9 protein-coding genes are annotated in these 18,752 nt (G+C 29.0%); 8 read left to right on the top strand and 1 reads right to left on the bottom strand.

Annotation, left to right across the window (positions count from 1 at the left end; genetic code table 11):
* Positions 1 to 85 precede the first annotated feature (85 nt).
* From Q0731_RS12490 to Q0731_RS12470, 5 genes are all read left to right on the top strand, one after another.
* A complete protein-coding gene (locus Q0731_RS12490) occupies positions 86 to 955 on the top strand; it encodes a nucleoside phosphorylase (protein WP_299064602.1) in 870 nt (289 codons plus the stop codon).
* The gene (locus tag Q0731_RS12485; protein WP_299064600.1) at positions 955 to 1,815 is read left to right on the top strand and encodes a substrate-binding domain-containing protein; all 861 of its coding nucleotides are present in this window, start codon (positions 955 to 957) and stop codon (positions 1,813 to 1,815) included. The genes Q0731_RS12490 and Q0731_RS12485 overlap by 1 nt, the downstream gene beginning before the upstream one ends.
* An 18-nt stretch (positions 1,816 to 1,833) precedes the next feature.
* Positions 1,834 to 1,962, top strand: a complete 129-nt coding sequence (locus tag Q0731_RS12480; RefSeq protein ID WP_299064598.1) for a hypothetical protein — start codon at positions 1,834 to 1,836, stop codon at positions 1,960 to 1,962.
* Between the two features lie 292 nt (positions 1,963 to 2,254).
* Complete coding sequence (locus Q0731_RS12475; RefSeq protein WP_299064596.1) at positions 2,255 to 3,136, top strand: UDP-2,3-diacylglucosamine diphosphatase; 882 nt, start codon at positions 2,255 to 2,257, stop codon at positions 3,134 to 3,136.
* 3 nt (positions 3,137 to 3,139) lie between these two features.
* A complete protein-coding gene (locus tag Q0731_RS12470) occupies positions 3,140 to 4,153 on the top strand; it encodes a glycosyltransferase family protein (RefSeq protein WP_299064594.1) in 1,014 nt (337 codons plus the stop codon).
* Here Q0731_RS12470 and Q0731_RS12465 read toward each other — a convergent pair.
* Positions 4,137 to 4,799, bottom strand: coding sequence for a uracil-DNA glycosylase (locus Q0731_RS12465; RefSeq protein ID WP_299064592.1), 663 nt, complete (start codon positions 4,797 to 4,799; stop codon positions 4,137 to 4,139). The two genes, Q0731_RS12470 and Q0731_RS12465, sit on opposite strands and share 17 nt — an antisense overlap.
* An 81-nt stretch (positions 4,800 to 4,880) precedes the next feature.
* On the opposite strand from Q0731_RS12465, the gene Q0731_RS12460 reads away from it, so the two are divergent.
* From Q0731_RS12460 to Q0731_RS12450, 3 genes are all read left to right on the top strand, one after another.
* Positions 4,881 to 7,088, top strand: a complete 2,208-nt coding sequence (locus tag Q0731_RS12460; RefSeq protein ID WP_299064590.1) for a DNA mismatch repair protein MutS — start codon at positions 4,881 to 4,883, stop codon at positions 7,086 to 7,088.
* A 300-nt stretch (positions 7,089 to 7,388) separates the two neighbouring features.
* On the top strand, positions 7,389 to 10,967 hold the full coding sequence (locus Q0731_RS12455; protein ID WP_299064588.1) for an MBG domain-containing protein: 3,579 nt from the start codon (positions 7,389 to 7,391) through the stop codon (positions 10,965 to 10,967).
* Between the two features lie 1,524 nt (positions 10,968 to 12,491).
* A complete protein-coding gene (locus tag Q0731_RS12450; RefSeq protein WP_299064586.1) occupies positions 12,492 to 18,347 on the top strand; it encodes an MBG domain-containing protein in 5,856 nt (1,951 codons plus the stop codon).
* Positions 18,348 to 18,752: the final 405 nt, after the last annotated feature.

Below are 18,752 nucleotides of genomic sequence, written 5' to 3'. Positions count from 1 at the left end.
CAAAAACGCTGTGTATCTCTGTGAAATTACTCTGCGAATCTCTGTGTAATAAATCACAACAATAACTGAAATTAGTGTCTAAAAAATGAAACTCAAAGAATCAGAACTCATTCTAAATAAAGATGGCAGCGTTTATCATCTAAATTTAAAACCAGAAAACATAGCAAACACTATTATTTTTGTTGGCGATCAAGACAGGGTTGATTTAATTTCTGAATACTTTGATTCTATTGAATTTACAACACAAAAAAGAGAGTTTAAAACTACAACAGGCACCTATAAAAACAAACAACTTTCTGTAATTTCAACTGGTATTGGATCAGATAATATCGATATTGTACTTAATGAATTGGATGCTCTTCTAAACATCAACCTAAAAACAAGAGAACCCAAAACTAATCTAACATCACTAAATATTATTAGAATTGGTACTTCTGGAGCTTTACAAGCTGACATTCCTATAGACTCATTTTTAATGAGTACGTTTGCTTTAGATATCAATGGAATGCTTCACTCCTATCAAATTGAACCAATTTCGAATATTGAATTAGAGAATGCATTTGTAAAACATACTAATTGGAATCCTAAAAAAGCACAACCAATTTTTATTAAGAATGATTGTGAGTTAGCCAAAAGTTTATCCTCAGAAAAAATAATAAATGGAATTACTGCAACAGCAGCAGGATTCTATGGTCCACAAGGAAGAGTTTTACGTTTGCCTTTGCAAGATAATCAGTTAAACCATAAAATGGATCGTTTTAACCATAACAACCAACGAATTACAAATTTAGAAATGGAAACTTCGGCAATTTATGGTTTATCTAAATTATTAGGGCATAAAGCTGTTTCTTTAAACGCTATAATTGCCAATAGAGCTACTGGTACTTTTAGTAAAAATGCTGATAAAACAATAGACCAATTAATAAAATATACACTTGATAAATTAGCACAATAATGATAAAATTAAATATTGGTGGTGTACCAGAACATTTTAATTACCCTTGGTCTATTACCCTAAAAAACAACGAATACCAAAAACAAAATATCAATGCTAGTTGGCAAGATTTCCCTGGAGGAACAGGTGCAATGTGCAAAGCATTACGAACTGGAGAAGTTGATATTGCTATTGTATTAACAGAAGGAATTATTAAAGATATTGCTGCTGGTAATCCGTCTAAAATTGTACAAACCTTTATAGAAACTCCATTAATTTGGGGAATTCATGTAAGTGGAAAATCATCCTTTAAAAAAATGAAAGATTTAGAACATGCAACCATTGCCATAAGCAGATTTGGTTCTGGTTCTCATTTAATGGCTATTGTCAATGCTTTTAACCAAGGTTGGGATGTTTCTAAATTAAAATTTAAAGTAATTGGCAATTTACAAGGTGGTATTGATGCGTTAACAAACGGAGAAGCAGATTATTTTATGTGGGAACACTTTACCACAAAACCTTTAGTAGACAATGGTACGTTTAGAAGAGTTGATGACTGCCCTACTCCTTGGCCTTGTTTTGTGGTTGCTGTTAGAAATGAAATTTTAGAAAAAAAATCTGACGCTGTAAAAAAAGTTTTAGAAATTATCAATGAGCAAACTAAAGACTTTAAACAGATTACTAATATTGATAAAACCCTTGCAAAAGTCTATGAACAGGAGTTAGAAGACATTCAGAAATGGTTAAAAATCACAGAATGGAATGATGGAAAACCAATTACAGAAAATTTAATTACTGAAATTCAAAATAAAATGGTAAACTTTAACGTTATAGAAAAGACGAAGAAATCAACAGAGTTCATAAAAAATATGTACATTTAGGCCGTAAAATAAAGTAAAATGAAAAAAGTAGTATTTATTGCAGTTTGTATTATCGGAATCTTATGTTTTTCTTCTTGTAGAAGCACAAAATCTCCTTGTGGTTTAGCAGATAATGTAACAATTATTGAAAAAGCAAACACACTTTAAAAGCAAACTGTATCTTATTAAAATTTAAATGAATCCACTTTTTTATAAGGTGGATTTTGTTTTTAAACACTTTCCTACATAACGATTACATAACTTTTAGTAAACTTACAAATGAAGATTGACTTACCTTTATTTAATTTACAGTTTACATTTACTACACATAACTCTTTTAGTTTTGAGATAACTAAGAATATTATTTTGTTTTAAGTTTTAAAATACCCACATCTTAAACCTAAAAAGAAAATTCTAAAACTTCAAAATAATAATTCTTTGTCTCAATTAATAATAAAAGATGAAAAAACAAAAGAAGCGTAAATTAGAATATGTTATAATTTCAGATGTTCATTTAGGTACTTATGGCTGTAGAGCAAAAGAATTATTAAACTATTTAAAAACGATTCAACCAAAAATTTTAATTTTAAATGGCGATATTATTGATATTTGGCAGTTTAATAAACGTTATTTTCCTAAATCTCACATGAGTGTTATAAAACACATTACATCGCTCCTTTCTAAAGGAACAGAAGTGTATTACATTACAGGAAACCACGATGAGATGTTACGAAAATTTAAAGGTTTTCAATTAGGAAACTTCAAAATTTTAAACAAATTAGTTCTAAATATTGATGATAAAAAAGCTTGGATTTTTCATGGAGATGTGTTTGATATAACGATGAAACACTCTAAATGGTTGGCAAAACTAGGTGGTAAAGGATACGATTTCCTAATTTTAATCAACACTTTTATAAACTGGGTCAGTAGCATTTTTGGTTACGGAAAATTATCGCTTTCTAAAAAAATAAAAAATAGTGTAAAAAGTGCTATTACATTTATTAATGATTTTGAAAAAACTGCTTCAGATATTGCCATTGAAAATGAATATGATTATGTGATCTGTGGACATATACATCAACCAGAAATTAGAGAGATAGAAAACCAAAAAGGAAAGACAACCTATTTAAATTCTGGCGATTGGATAGAAAATTTAACTGCCTTAGAATACAAAAACAAACAATGGTCTTTGTATGAATACAACAGAGATGAAATTGCAAAAAATGCAGAAATTAAAATCAGTAAAAAAGAGTTAAAAACTAAAAAAAAAGTAAAAAACAACAATATCTTATTTGAAGAACTACTTAAAGAGTTTGATTTTCAAAAACCCCTAAAACATTAAATTATGCGAATATTATATGCAATACAAGGCACAGGAAATGGCCATTTAACAAGAGCTAAAGAAATTATCCCAATACTTCAACAAAAAGGAAATTTAGATATTTTAACTAGCGGTAGTGAAAGCAATTTAGATATTGGATTGGATATTAAATACAAATTAAAAGGCTTAAATTTTACCTTAGGAAAAAATGGAGGAATCGACTTTATAGCAAGTTTAAAAAAAATAAAGTTATACCGTTTTTATAAAGAAATTCAAAGCTTACCAATAAAAGAATACGACATTATTATTAATGATTTTGAACCCCTTTCTGCTTGGGCAGCAAAACTAAATAATATCAATATTATTTCTTTAAGTCATCAAAACGCAGTTTTAGATACTGCATCTCCTAAATATAAAAAATTTAATTTTGAAAAATTAATTTTAAAATACTACGCTCCTGCAAACATAAAATTTGGTTTTCATTTTAAATCTTATAATTCTGCTATTTTTACTCCAATAATTAGAAAAAAAATTAGAGCTAAAAAAATAACTAATAAAGGGCATATTACAGTTTATCTACCATCTTATAAGGTTGCCAAAATTGTAAAAATTATATCTAAAATACCAATTGTAAAATGGCATATTTTCTCTAATGAAACTAAAAAATTAATTTTAAAAAAAAATATAACGATTTATCCAATTGACGAATTCAATTTTATAGAAAGTATGGCTTCATCTGCAGGTGTGCTTTGTGGAGCCGGTTTTGAAACGCCATCTGAGGCTTTATTTTTAAATAAAAAGTTAATGGTTATCCCCATGAAAAACCAATATGAACAACAATGTAACGCTTTTGCTTTAAAAAAAATGGGGGTAACAGTTATCAAAAAATTAAGTACAAAACGAATTAATAAAATTACAAAATGGATACATAATGATGTAATAATTCCGGTAGATTACCCAGATAATACTGAAAATATTTTAAATACAATTCTATTACCCTATGAAAATCAAACCATGTTGCCTACCATTTTATCTTAGATATATTTAATCTTTTTAAAACTTCATTCGTTTTAGAAAAATGCTTACTGCCAAACCAACCTCTCCAAGCTCCTAAAGGTGATGGATGAGGAGCTCTAAAAACAGTATGTTTATCAAGATTGATTAACGTTGTTTTACTCTCAGCAAACTTACCCCATAGTAAAAAAACAACGTTTTCTTTTTCGGTAGAAATCAACTCAATAACTTCATTTGTAAAGGTTTCCCATCCTTTTTTTTGATGACTTCCTGGTTCATGTGCTCTTACAGTTAAAGTTGCATTCAACAATAAAACTCCTTGTTTTGCCCATTTTTCTAAATTCCCACTTTGTGGAATTTCTTTCCCTAAATCTGTAGCAATTTCTTTAAAAATATTTTTTAATGAAGGTGGATGTTTTATTCCCTCCTTCACAGAAAAACACAAACCATTTGCCTGGTTTTCATCATGATAAGGATCTTGACCAATAATAACCACTTTTAAAGCATCAAAAGAACAAAAATTAAAGGCTGCAAAAATTTCTTCCTCTTTAGGAAAACATAGATGGTTTTTATATTCTGATGCAACAAAAGAGGTTAATTCTTTAAAATATGGTTTATTGAAAAATGGTTGTAAAATATTTTTCCAATTATCAGCTATTTTTAGTTGCATTGTTTATTATTTTTGTTGAATTGTTTAGAACTTAATTGTTTTAAAAACTATATAATATAACAAGATATCAAAGATAGTATTTTGCACCAAAACATCTCTCCAAAAACATTACAAGATTTAGAATTTAAAACGGTTTTACAGCACATATCAGAACATTGTATTTCTAGTTTAGGAAAACAAAAAGTATTTGAAATAGAACCATTTAAGTCTAAAAAAACACTTTTTAAAGAACTACATTTAGTAAACGAATACTTGTCTTCTTTTGAAAGCGAAAATAGAGTTCCTAATCACGGTTTTGATAATATAACAGAAAGTGTAAAACGATTAAAAATTGAAAACAGTTTTATAGAAACAAATGCATTTTTAAAAATAGCAGCAACCTCATTAATTGTAAATGAGCATATTAATTTTTTTAAAAAATTTAAAGTTCAGTTTCCTACTTTTTTTGAACTATCGCAAAAAATAGAATTCACAAGCTATATTGATGATGAAATAAAAAAAATAATAGAACTTTCTGGCGAAGTAAAAAACAATGCATCTTCTACTTTAAAACAAATTAGAAGAGATATCAATAACATTCGTGGTAAAATTGGTGCTAGTTTTTCTAGTGCACTTTCTAAAGCAACAAGTGCAGGTTATTTAGACGATATTAAAGAAACTATTGTAGACAATCAGCGCGTTTTAGCAGTATCTGCAATGCATCGAAGAAAAGTTTCAGGTAGCTTGTTAGGGGCATCAAAATCTGGTAATATTGTTTATATTGCTCCACAAGCAACATTAGCTTACAGCAGAGAATTTCAGAATTTAGTATACGAAGAAAAACAAGAAGTTATTAGAATTCTTAGAACTTTATCAGAAATTATTCGCCCAATGACTTCTCTTTTAGAGGAATATATCGAATATTTAATACATGTAGATACCATTGGTGCAAAAGCTAAATATGCACAAGAAATAAACGCTATTTTACCTAAAATAACAAGAGAGAAAAAAATCTATTTTAAGAATGCTTATCATCCTATTTTATGGAGGAAAAATAAAGCACAGAATTTAGAAACTGTTGCCCAAACAATTGAACTTAATGAGCAACAACAAATCATCGTTATTTCAGGGCCAAATGCTGGTGGAAAAAGCATTACTTTAAAGACTATTGGAGTATTGCAAATAATGCTACAAAGTGGTATTTTAATCCCAGTTCATGAGCGTAGTAAAACGTATATTTTTGATACCGTTTTAACAGACATAGGAGACAATCAATCTATTGAAAATCAATTAAGTACATATAGTTATCGTTTAAAAAATATGCGTAATTTTTTACGCAAATGTGGCGAAAACACCTTGTTTTTAATTGACGAATTTGGTACAGGTTCTGACCCTGAATTGGGTGGTGCTTTGGCAGAAATTTTCTTAGAAGAATTTTACCACAAAAAAGCCTTTGGAATCATTACAACTCACTACTCAAATTTAAAGGTTTTAGCAAACGAATTAGAGAACGTTACCAATGCAAATATGCAATTTAATGAGCGTACTTTAGAGCCCTTGTACAAACTTTTTGTAGGGCAAGCTGGTAGTTCTTTTACATTTGAAGTGGCACAAAAAAACGGAATTCCTTTTAGCATTATCAATAAAGCTAAAAAAAGGGTAGAAACAGAAAAAATAAGATTAGACAAAACCATATCTAAACTACAAAAAGAAAGAAATAGACTCCAAAAAAATTCAGAAAATTTAGAAAACCAACATTCCAAAGGTCAAAAATACATTGACAACTTACAAGAAAAAGAAGAACGTTTACAAGATAAACTTGCTGGCTTTCAAGAATTATACGACCAAAACCAAAAAATGCTTTCTTTAGGTAGAAAAACGAATGAATTATTAAACAAATACTTTCAAACCAATAACAAAAAAGAATTAAACACTAATTTTAATAAGTGGGTAGCAGATTTAAAAGTAAAACAAGCAAAGAAGAAAAATCTGAAGATTAAAACCAAAGCTCAAAAACAAAAAGCAAAACTTGTTAAAAAACAACAAGAAGAAATTATAAAGAAAGTAGAAAAAGAAGTATTACAAAAAGTAGTAACTGTTAGAAAAGAACAAAAGATTAAAGCTGAAAAAATTGCCAAAGAAAAATCATTATACATATACCAAATTAACGATCGTGTAAAAATCATCGATTCTAACTCAGTAGGTACAATTGATAAAATTGATAAAAAAAACGTGACAATTAATTATGGTGTTTTCACAACAAAAACTTCAACTGATAAGATTGAATTGGTAGAAAAAGCAAAAAAATAGAATAAAATTATCCTATCTAACAAAAAAAAGCTTCTTATTTATAAAAATTTTTGTAGTAAAATATTTTTAGACGCATAAATAAATTTTATCAAAATATAATCTAAAACCCTATTTTTAATAGAGTATTATATGAAAAAAAAATAATTAAAAAGTTTATTTAAATTATTTTAAAATCGTTAAAAAACTTATCAACTTTATTTTGTTTAAAAAAAAAATAGAATATATTTTTTTTTTAAGAATAATTTATTTAGTAGATTTGCTAAATTATGAAGACTATGAATATGAATTTATACTACTTGTATGATAACCTACAAATCTATTAGATGGCTTTTAGTTGCTGTTTTGCTTTTTTTAGTTAACATAAATCTAAACTCGCAATGCACACTTGATAGCTATACTGTAAATCCAGCCACTACTATTAGTAAAACTGGAGTTGCCACTTACAACACAACAATCCCTGTTCCTGTTAATACTATTGTATATGATGTAACGATAAGTGTAAATATTGATCACAATAAAAACGGGCATTTAGATATCTTTTTAATTTCCCCTAATGGTACTAGAGTTGAAATTTCAACAGATAATGGAGGAAATGGTTCTGATTATAACGCTACCTTTGATGATGACTCATTAGTAAATATCCCCTCAGGCTCTACTACAATATCAGGTATATTTTTACCAGAAGGGAATTTAAGTGATTTTGATGGGGAAAATTCTTCAGGAGATTGGATTTTAGAAGTTACTGATGATACAGGTAACAAAGGAGGTGGTGGAACTATTAATTCGGTTACTTTAAATTTGTGTACAAAAATACCTTTAACCATAACAGCAGATAATACCTCTAAAGGATATGGAAATTCAGACCCCCCACTAACCTACACAATTACTTCTGGAACTTTAGAACCTGGAGATACATTAACAGGAAATCTATCAAGAGATGCTGGAGAAACATTAGGTAATTTTAATATTAACAGAAACACATTAGACAATACAAAATATCATATTAGCTATATTTCTGGTATATTTACAATTTTTGATCAAGATACAGATTTAGATACCTTTTTTGATAGTGTAGATTTAGATGATGATAATGATGGTATTTTAGATACAGATGAAGTTTGTATGATTCCTTGTGCAGCAGCTGACTTAGATTTTGATGGAGATGGTATAAATAATGATAAAGATTTAGATTCAGACAATGATGGTATTCCAGATAACATAGAAGCACAATCTACTATCAATTACATTATCCCAAATAATATTTTTATTGATGGAGTAGATACAGCTTATGGATCTGGCCTATCACCAATGAATACTGATGACTCAGGAGAGCCAGATTATTTAGACCTAGATGCAGATGACGATGGTATTTTTGACACTGTTGAAGCAGGCCTTTCAATTGATACTGATAATGATGGTAGATCTGATGGAACTATAGGACTAAATGGTATAGATAACTCACTAACTTCAGATGACTATACAGATGTTAATGCAAATTTAGATGACCCAACAACACTACCAGATACTGATAATGACGCCTTAACTTTTGGTGATGTAGACTATAGAGATACTCATGACTCTGGTATCGTAATGATTACACAAGTTCATCAAACTACAGCTAGCAAATTAGTAGAAATCACAAATGTACATCCAACAAATTCAATTCCAGAAAACTCTATCAGAATTCTTCTTTATAAAAATAAATCAGGAGATCAAACAGGAATTGAACCAGATCTTAAAGAATTATATAATTTAGAATTACTTGCTGGTGAATCTTACCTTCTAACCCTAGACCTTGCAGATGAAGACGATATCATAACATTATCGCACCCAGAATCTTTAGCATCAACAGTATGGGAAAATAGATATGACATAGCATTGAACATCGCAGATGAAAGTTCAACTGTAAGATTAGATGATATAACATTACCAAATAAAAATTATACAACCCAAGATTGGATTGTATTTGTAAATGACAGCTTAGATCCATACAGAGATGCTGCTTCAGGAGGACCTGAAAGACATCCTCACGCACCTTTACTTTCTGAAATCTCCAGCGCACATTCAGAATCCAATATGTTGCTAGGAAAACATCGTGTGGGCCCTACAATAAGAATTCTTAATAATTGGACTAATGGCGAACCTGATATTACAAGGCATGTACAATTTAATGAAAATTACAAGGCTACAAACCCCTTAGATGCTAACAAACTAACAATAACCTTAGGAAATAGGCTTACAGTTAAAAACACTTTATTACGTATTTCAGATGAATTAAATCTATCAAATTTAGGGAGTCAAATTCGATTAGAAGGCACATCACAAATCATTCAAACCCACACCTCAACAAGCAAAGTTGTTGGGCCAGGAGTTATACATGTAGATCAAAACTCTCCCATTGCAAGTATATACAGGTTTAATTATATGAGTTCTCCTGTAGGTGGAGGCTCTTACACTATAGCAGATGTATTAAAAGATGGTAGCTCTCCTACTTCTGCCACTTCAATAGCATTAGATATAAATTTTATTCCTGGTTATGACGGAGAAAACACAAGTCCTATAAAAATTGCGGAATATTGGCTGTATACCTATGCTAGCTCTGAAGGATTAATTTCAAATTGGGTTCAAACACTTAGTGATGGCATTATTTCATCAACTGATGGTTTTATTATAAAAGGCCCAGGAGTTCCCCAAAATTACACCTTTATAGGCGTGCCAAATGACGGAGAACTTACTACTACTATTGGTGCAGAAGAGGCTTATCTAGTTGGTAACCCATATCCTTCAGCTTTAAATTCAATAAAATTCATAGAAGATAATATAAACTCAATTAGTGGTACTTTATATTTTTGGCAACACGCAGGAGAGGAAGATATTATTAGTTCAGATATTGCTGGCCATTCTGTCTTAGGCTATGTTGGTGGCTATTCTACCAGAAACATTTCAATGGGTATTGCAGCACACGAAGTAGCAAGTAATACAAATGCCACAAATGCAGAAATTGATGGTGGAAGTTACAGCGCACCACAAAAATACATTGCAATTGGACAGGGTTTTTTTATTGAAGGTGATACAGATGGTGGACCTGTTGTATTTAACAATAGCCAAAGGGAATACATAATAGAAGGATCAGAATCTATATTTTATAAAACTAACAACCAAGACTCATCAACAAATTTACCAATGATGAAATTAGGAATGAATTACAACACATTATCTAATAAAAAAATGCACCGTCAAATTGGTATTTCTTTTAGCAGCAATAATACTTTTGATTTTGAGAATGGATATGATAGTAAATTATTTGACTTAGCAAATTCAGATATGTATTGGAAGTTCCAGAATAGTGATGAAAAACTGGTAATTGCAGGAGTAAATGAAATTTCACTAGATTTAGAAATTCCTTTAGAAATTGTTTTAGAAAAAGATGGTCAAATATCAGTAGAAATAGACGAATGGAACCTAAATAATGAAAGAGTATATTTATTTGATAAATTTTTAAATAAGTTTTACCCATTATACGAAGGAAAAGCTTTTTTACAATTACAAAAAGGAAAACATAGCAACCGATTTTATATTACATTTAGTAAAAAACAAAAAAATGTCTTAGGAAATGATAATGAAGTAAATTTTGATAATTTATCTGTTTATTATAATAGTTTTACAAATGAAATTAATGTAAGTCTTACAGATAATAACCATAAAGTTTTAAAAATTGAGTTATACTCTATATTAGGACAAAAAATAGATAGTTGGAAATTATCGGATAATGTTAAAAACAATATAAAACTTAAAATAAACTCAATATCTAATTCAGTATACATTACTAAAGTAACTACAAACAAAGGAATAATATCAAAAAAAATAATTATACAGTAATCAAATAACATATTTATTTATTAATAAAATGTTATGATATTAGCATTCATAAAAAAAATAACCATCATGTTTATAAATGATTTGTTGCGTGAATTTAGCAAGCAATTTAATAAATCACTACAAACAAAGAAAATCTACGAATATTTTTGCAAGTAAGCAAAATTTGCTAGCAATAAATTATGTATGGTGTTAGCAATAGTGTTTTTAAGAAATTAACAATCTAGTATCTAATTTATTGTCAAAAATCATAAAGGTTTTTAATTCCATATTTAAATTTATTAAATCTTTTTCTACTAAGAGAAGCTCTTTAATAAGTTCACTTTCAGATTGTTCAATTATTTCAACTTCATAGCCTTTACCGCTTGTTAAAGATAACTTCCTTTCAATTTAGGAATTTTCTTATTATCCGATTCAATTTGAAATCAATTGTTCTTGTTTTACTAGACGTTTTAGTTGATTTGATTTCTGATATTGTTATTTTTCCCTCTATTAGCTCAAACCAATTTTCAAATGGCTTTAATAGTAAATCTGTAACCAATTCTAATTAATTAAAAAATGAAATTAGTCTTATTTAGAACATTTTACTAATAACAATCTAAAATATTTGTACCATTTTAAATAGATATCTTATCAGTGAATATTAAAATGCGTTATAGTTGCTTTTAAATAAATCTAAATTAAAATTGATTAATTATTCATTTACTAAAATAATTAAATGAAATTAGAAGAAAAGAAGGTGTATAATTAAACATTTAGATATTAATTATTTTAAAACTTTTTTTTAAAGAGAAGGATCTTTTTTATTTATAGTAATACAAAAAAATAACTTTATAATAATTATGAGAAAACCATAAACAAACAAAAAATAAAAAAAACACTTTTTAACTCTATGTTGTAAATATTTATTTATGAATTAATTCATTTTTTTTATGAAAAATTAAGTAAAACATTATAATTTAATTTAAAAAGCAACTCAAAATAAATAATAAATAAAGTTATTTTTTTTTGAATTACTAAAAATATTTCTAAAAGAAAAAAGAGCTTTAAATACTTCATCTTAGTTTAAATGCTATTCATCTAAACAGTTTTACGATTGGACTTATTTTATATATCCTAAAAATAAAAAGCATTAAATTTATTGTATTAAAAAAAATACTAATTAACAATCTTATTAAATAAAAATAAATAGTAAACTTTATCAACAAAAAAAATAAAATAATATACTCTCAAATTGTTAAAAAGTATCAAAAAATAATTAACAATACTTCTTTATGTATTAAATTTATTTATTCATTAAATCAATATATACATAGCTTTTATGAAGTATTTAAAATAAAAATTTCATTTAAATTATAAATTTATATCTAATAAATATGCAAACCATTATTAACATTTATTTTAAAATACTTATTAACTTTTAATTGTTTAAAAAAAAATACATATAAAATTTTTTGTTTTAAAAATATTTATTATGTAGATTTGTTGCAGAAGTGGGGACTTTTAATAAAATTAAATTTACTTGTTATGACTTATCAACAAAATACCAAGAGGTTATTGTTTATATTATGCATGCTATTTATTAGTGTAAAAAACTATGCTCAAACATATAACATAGACAATGTTAGTAATGGTGGAGCAATTATCTTAACAAATTCAGGAACATTTTATGATTCTGATAATGCTAGAAATGGAAACTATAGAAAAAATGAAAATTATACTGCTACATTTCAATCTACAGATGGAAATCCTATCAGATTTAACTTTACTAGTTTTAACACAGAAAGTTTCTTTGATGAGTTAACAATTTATAACGGAACAACTGCGAATGGTTTTACAAGAATAGGTACTTACAGTGGTACAAATAATCCAGGTATTGTTACATCTACAAATTTTAACAATGCCTTAACCTTTGTATTTACTTCTGACAGAAACACCGAAAGTTCTGGTTGGGAAGCAAGTATATCTACAGTATCAACTCCTAAAACTCCAATAACAATAACTGCAGACGCTAAATCTAAAAATTTCGGAGATGTAGACCCTACACTTACATATACTGTTACTTCTGGTACTGTAAACCCTTCATATCCTTTAGTAGGTAGTTTAACAAGGAATTTTGGAGAAGCTGTTGGTACTTACGCTATAAATCAAGGTACTTTAAATAATGCAAATAATTCTAGGTATGACATTAGTTATGTTTCTTCAAATTTAACAATTAACGCAATAGGAATAACCTGTAACACTTGGACAACTTCTCCAAATACAACAATTAATTCAGGAAGTCCTGCAAATTACTACACTTATATTAATGTTCCAGATAGTTTTACGATAGACGATGTAACTGTAAATGTAAACATATCTCATAACAGAAATCAAGATTTAGATATCTACTTAAGGTCTCCAAACGGAACAGATGTAATTCTATCTAGAGACAAAGGACGTAATGGAGATAATTACAATGCTACTTTTGATGACGCATCTTCAAATACACTACCAACAACTAATTCAACGATAACAGGAACTTATAATCCTCAGGGAAACTTAAGCGACTTTGATGGAGAAAACGCTGCTGGTAGTTGGAGGTTACGTGTTAGAGATGATAGAAATGGTACTGGAGGTACCATAAACTCAGTAACTTTAAATTTGTGTGGTGCAGCTAAAATACCAATAACTGTAACTGCAGATGCAAAATCAAAGAATTATGGTGCTTCAGATCCAGCACTTACTTACACGATAACCTCTGGTAGTTTAGATTCAGGAGATGTTTTAACAGGAAGCTTATCTAGAACTGTTGGAGAAACAACTGGAACATATACAATTAATCAAGGTACGTTAGATAATTCTAAATACGACATTACTTATGTTTCTGCAGATTTAACAATCAATCAAAGACCAATAACCATTACAGCAGATGCTAACTCTAAAGATTTTGGCGATTCAGACCCAACACTTACCTATAACATTACCACTGGATCTCTTGTAGGTGCAGATGTTTTATCTGGTAGTTTATCAAGACAAATTGGTGAAGCTGTTGGTATTTACAAAATTACCATAGGTACTATAAACAATGCAAATTACAATATTAGTTTTACAGAAGCTGATTTTACAATTAATGCAGCTGCACCAGTATCAAGCTGTAATGATTATACAGTTAACCCCAATAGAAACATTAGTGATTTTTGGGGTTTTGCAACCTATAACACAACAATTAATGTACCTACAGATTATATTATAGATAAAGTTACTGTAAGTGTTGATATTTCACATACTAGAAATCAAGATTTAGATATTTATTTAATTTCACCAAATGGAACATCTGTTACACTGTCTACAGATAACGGAGGAAATGGAGACAATTATGATGCTACTTTTGATGATGACTCTTCAAACACACTACCTACATCAAATTCTACAATAACAGGTACATTTAGCCCAGAAGGGAATTTAAGTGATTTTATAAATGAAAGATCTGCAGGAAACTGGACTTTACGTGTTTTTGATGATAATTTTTTTCAAGGAGGAAGAATAAATTCTGTTACATTAACATTATGTGAAAAACCACTTATACCAATAACAATTACTGCAGATGATAAAACAAAAGGAATTGGAGCTGTAGACCCAACATTAACATACACGATAACCTCTGGAGCATTGGCTTCTGGAGATGTTTTAACAGGAAGTTTAACAAGACAGACTGGTGAAACAGCAGGGGATTATAGAATTTTACAAGGTACATTAGATAATTCAAATTATGATATTACTTATGTTCCAGGAAGATTTACAATTTCTGACATAGACACAGATGGTGATGGCATTAACGACACTGTAGATTTAGATGATGATAATGATGGAATTTTAGATACCAATGAAAATTGTGTAATTCCTGGTGCAGCTCTTCCAGAAATTGATAATACAACTTTTTTAGATGAAAAATTTGAAATATTTACTATTAGTGATAATACAAATAACGGTCTTGGTTATAGAGAATCTGGCTTTGAACAAGCAGCATACTCAAAAGGACAAACTCTAACAAGGTTAAATGGTAACAATGATTTTTCTTTTCCAACAATAGTTGCTGGTCAAGCTCAAAATACAACAGGTACATTTGTCAATGGTACACTGTCTTACACAACAAATGCAACAAACCCAACTACAAGAGGTAATGAATTTGGTAGTTCTACAAATTCAACAACTAGATCTGGCACAAGTGGTGATGCTATCTATGTTAGTGGTTCATCAAACTTAACTAGAACTGAAAATTATACTGTTGAAATTGATTTTATAACAGATGTATATGCTTTTAGTTTTGATTTAATAGATATTATGGATATCGATAGTCAAGGCTCAAGAAGAGGACGTTATGAAGTTTATGCAGACTCAAAACTTATAGCATATTTTCAGACTGGATATTTAGGACAAAATAGTACTGGAATAGTAAGTATTTTTAATGCAGCTGGAATAAGCCAAGGAACAATGAGAATTGGAAACAACGTAGAATCTACTATTGGTTTTATAAGTCCTTTAGCTGTTTCTAGTGTATCTATACTTCATCGTGTTGTTGGTGGAACTGGAGCAAACAATAGTATTGACTTTCATGGGATTGATAATTTTGTTTATTCAACCTCACCTCAATCATGTTTTGCAAATAATATAGATGTTGATGAAGATGGAATTCCGAATCACTTAGATTTGGATTCTGATAACGATGGTATTCCTGATAATATAGAAGCACAATCAACCATAAACTATGTTTCTCCTAATAATATATTTGTGAATGGATTAGACACAGCTTATGGACCAACAGGAATAACACCAAGAAATACTGATGGACTAGGAAATGGAGATTTTGCAGATTTAGATTCTGATGAAGATGGCATTTTTGATACCGAAGAAATCGGACTCTCAATTGACACCAATAATAATGGTAAAACAAATGGTACTGTTGGTAATAATGGAATAGACAATACGTTAACAACAGATAACTATACAGATGTAAATGCAAATATTAATGACCCAAGAACACTCTTAGATACAGATAATGATGTACTAACAGTAGGAGATGTAGATTACAGAGACACGCATCAATCTGGTACACCAATGATTACGCAAGTTCACCAAACTGGTGCTACAAAAGTAGTTGAAATTACAAATATACATGCAACAAACCCTATTCTAGAAGGAACAATAAGGTTATTATTATATAAAGATAAATCAGGAAATCAAACTGGTATTGAACCAGATTTGAAAGATGCAAATACAACAGACATTCTTCCAGGAGAATCTTACCTTGTTACTGTTGATATTGAAGATAGAAATGATATTTTAACTCTATCACATAATGAATCTACACTATTAACTGTGTGGGATAATAGATATGATATAGCAAATAATATTTTTAATGATGCTTCTTATGTAAGATCTGATGAAATAACAACTCCAAATAAAAATTACACAACAACAGAATGGATAGAATTTGTAGATGATAATCTAGACCCATACAGAGATGCAGGTTTAGGAGGCCCACAAAGGCATCCTCATGCTCCTTTACTTTCTGAAATAACAAATGCAAATGCAGAATCTAATATGGCATTAGGTAAACACAGAGTAAACCCAGTTGTTAGAGAATCTGGTAATTGGACAAATGGTATTCCAGACATCTCTAGACATGTACAAATAAATGAAAATTATAGAGCTAATGATGTATTTAGTGCTAAAAGAATATCAATCATAGATGGTTTTAGACTAACATTAAGAAATAGTATGTTACGCGTACTAGATGAAATTTATCTTGAAGAATTAACAAGTCAAATTCGTTTAGAAGGTACATCACAAATAGTACAAATCCACGAAGATGCTAGCAAAGTATCAGGAAACGGAGTAATACATGTAGATCAAAACTCTACCATAGCGAGTATTTATAGGTTTAACTATATGAGTTCTCCTGTAGGTGGAGGCTCTTACACAATTGGAGAAGTATTAAAAGATGGTCGTTCAGCAACATCAGCAACCTCTTTACCTTTAGATATTAATTTTGTTAGTGGTGTAAATGGTGCTACTGGCAATCCAATAGAAATAGCAAGCCACTGGTTATATACTTTTGCAAGTGCAGATGGAACTAATTCAAATTGGATTCAAACAAAAGAAAATGGGACAATAAATTCTACAGATGGATTTATTATAAAAGGAACTGGTGCAGCTCAAAACTATACTTTTGTTGGTACACCAAATGATGGCGAATTAAACACTGCAATTGGTGCAGAGCAAGCTTATTTGGTAGGTAACCCTTACCCATCTGCAATAAGTGCAAAGAAATTTATTGAAGATAATGCCAGCTCAATTACAGGAAGCTTATATTTCTGGCAACATGCAGGTGAAAAAGACATTGCAAGTTCAAATATTGCAGGGCACAATGCAAGAGGTTATATAGGTGGTTATGCTACTAGAAATATCTCTATGGGTATCGCAGCAAATAATGTAACTAGCAACACACAAACAATAACACCATCAATTGGTGCAGGTAGTTACACAACACCAGAAGCTTATATTCCAATAGGACAAAGCTTTTTTATTGAAGGAAGTGCAACTGGAGGTCCAATTGTCTTTAATAATAGTCAAAGAGAATATAAAACAGAAGGAACTGAATCTGTATTTCTAAAATCAGAAGAGATTAGTAGCCCAACTTTACCAATTATAAAATTAGGCATCAACTATACAACCATTGGTAATAAAGAAATGCACCGTCAAATTGGTGTTTCGTTTAACCCTAACAATACTTTTGAATTTGAAAATGGTTATGATAGTGAACTGTTTGATTTATCTAGCTCAGATATGTATTGGAAATTTCCAAATGATGATGGTAAATATAGTATTGCAGGTGTAGGTGAAATTTCAAATGAATTACAAATACCTTTAGAAATAACACTAGAAAAAAATGGCCAAATATCAATAGAAATTGATGAATGGAACATAAATGATCAGGATGTTTATTTATTTGATAAGCTTAAAAACGAGTTTTATTTACTGAATAATCAAAAAGCTATTTTAAATCTTGAAAAAGGTGTGCATAGTAATCAATTTTTTATTACTTTTACAAAGAAATTAAAACAGGTTTTAAGTGTTGAAGAAGATATTGCGTCTGATAGTAATCTAGCAATATACCTTAACAATTCAACAAAAGAAATTAACATTAATCCTAGTAATAATATCAGCGTTTTAAAAGTTGAATTGTATTCTATTTTAGGACAAAAAGTGAATTTTTGGAATATAAAAGACAATAAAACTGATGATTTAAAACTTAGTGTAAACTCAATATCAAAAGGAGTATATATCACAAAAGTAACAACAAACAGAGGAATAATTTCAAAAAAGATAATTATACAATAACCCCTAAATATTAATATTTTATGATTAATTTTATAGCGTTGTTCATTCAACCAGCGGCTCCAAGAAGAAGCATTCCAGATCCACCAGGTTTACCAATAGATAATGGAATTTTAATTTTATTTTTATTAGCAATAGTATTGGGACTTTATATACATTTTAAAAATTTATATAATAAACAAAGTACTCAAACTAAAACTATTTTTAATTTTAGTTTCATTAATAAGTCAATTTCTGATTTTATTAAAAAGTAGTAAATTCTAAAAAATGCCTCAATAATAAAATATTGAGGCATTTTTGATGATATATAATAAAACAACAATACTAATATAGGCACTTTCAGAAGTAAGCTATTTTTTCACAAGCACTAAAAAAAAGCAATGTAAAACTATAAGTTTTACATTGCTT

Origin of the sequence: uncultured Polaribacter sp. (assembly GCF_947497695.1) — a bacterium.
In the GTDB taxonomy this organism is placed as follows: Bacteria; Bacteroidota; Bacteroidia; order Flavobacteriales; family Flavobacteriaceae; genus Polaribacter.
This window is presented reverse-complemented; position numbering and strand designations above follow the sequence as displayed.

Coding starts and splice junctions, on each gene's coding strand:
- Q0731_RS12490 (WP_299064602.1), top strand. CDS start 86: ATGAAACTCAAAGAATCAGAACTCATTCTAAATAAAGATGGCAGCGTT.
- Q0731_RS12485 (WP_299064600.1), top strand. CDS start 955: ATGATAAAATTAAATATTGGTGGTGTACCAGAACATTTTAATTACCCT.
- Q0731_RS12480 (WP_299064598.1), top strand. CDS start 1,834: ATGAAAAAAGTAGTATTTATTGCAGTTTGTATTATCGGAATCTTATGT.
- Q0731_RS12475 (WP_299064596.1), top strand. CDS start 2,255: ATGAAAAAACAAAAGAAGCGTAAATTAGAATATGTTATAATTTCAGAT.
- Q0731_RS12470 (WP_299064594.1), top strand. CDS start 3,140: ATGCGAATATTATATGCAATACAAGGCACAGGAAATGGCCATTTAACA.
- Q0731_RS12465 (WP_299064592.1), bottom strand. CDS start 4,799: ATGCAACTAAAAATAGCTGATAATTGGAAAAATATTTTACAACCATTT.
- Q0731_RS12455 (WP_299064588.1), top strand. CDS start 7,389: ATGATAACCTACAAATCTATTAGATGGCTTTTAGTTGCTGTTTTGCTT.
- Q0731_RS12450 (WP_299064586.1), top strand. CDS start 12,492: ATGACTTATCAACAAAATACCAAGAGGTTATTGTTTATATTATGCATG.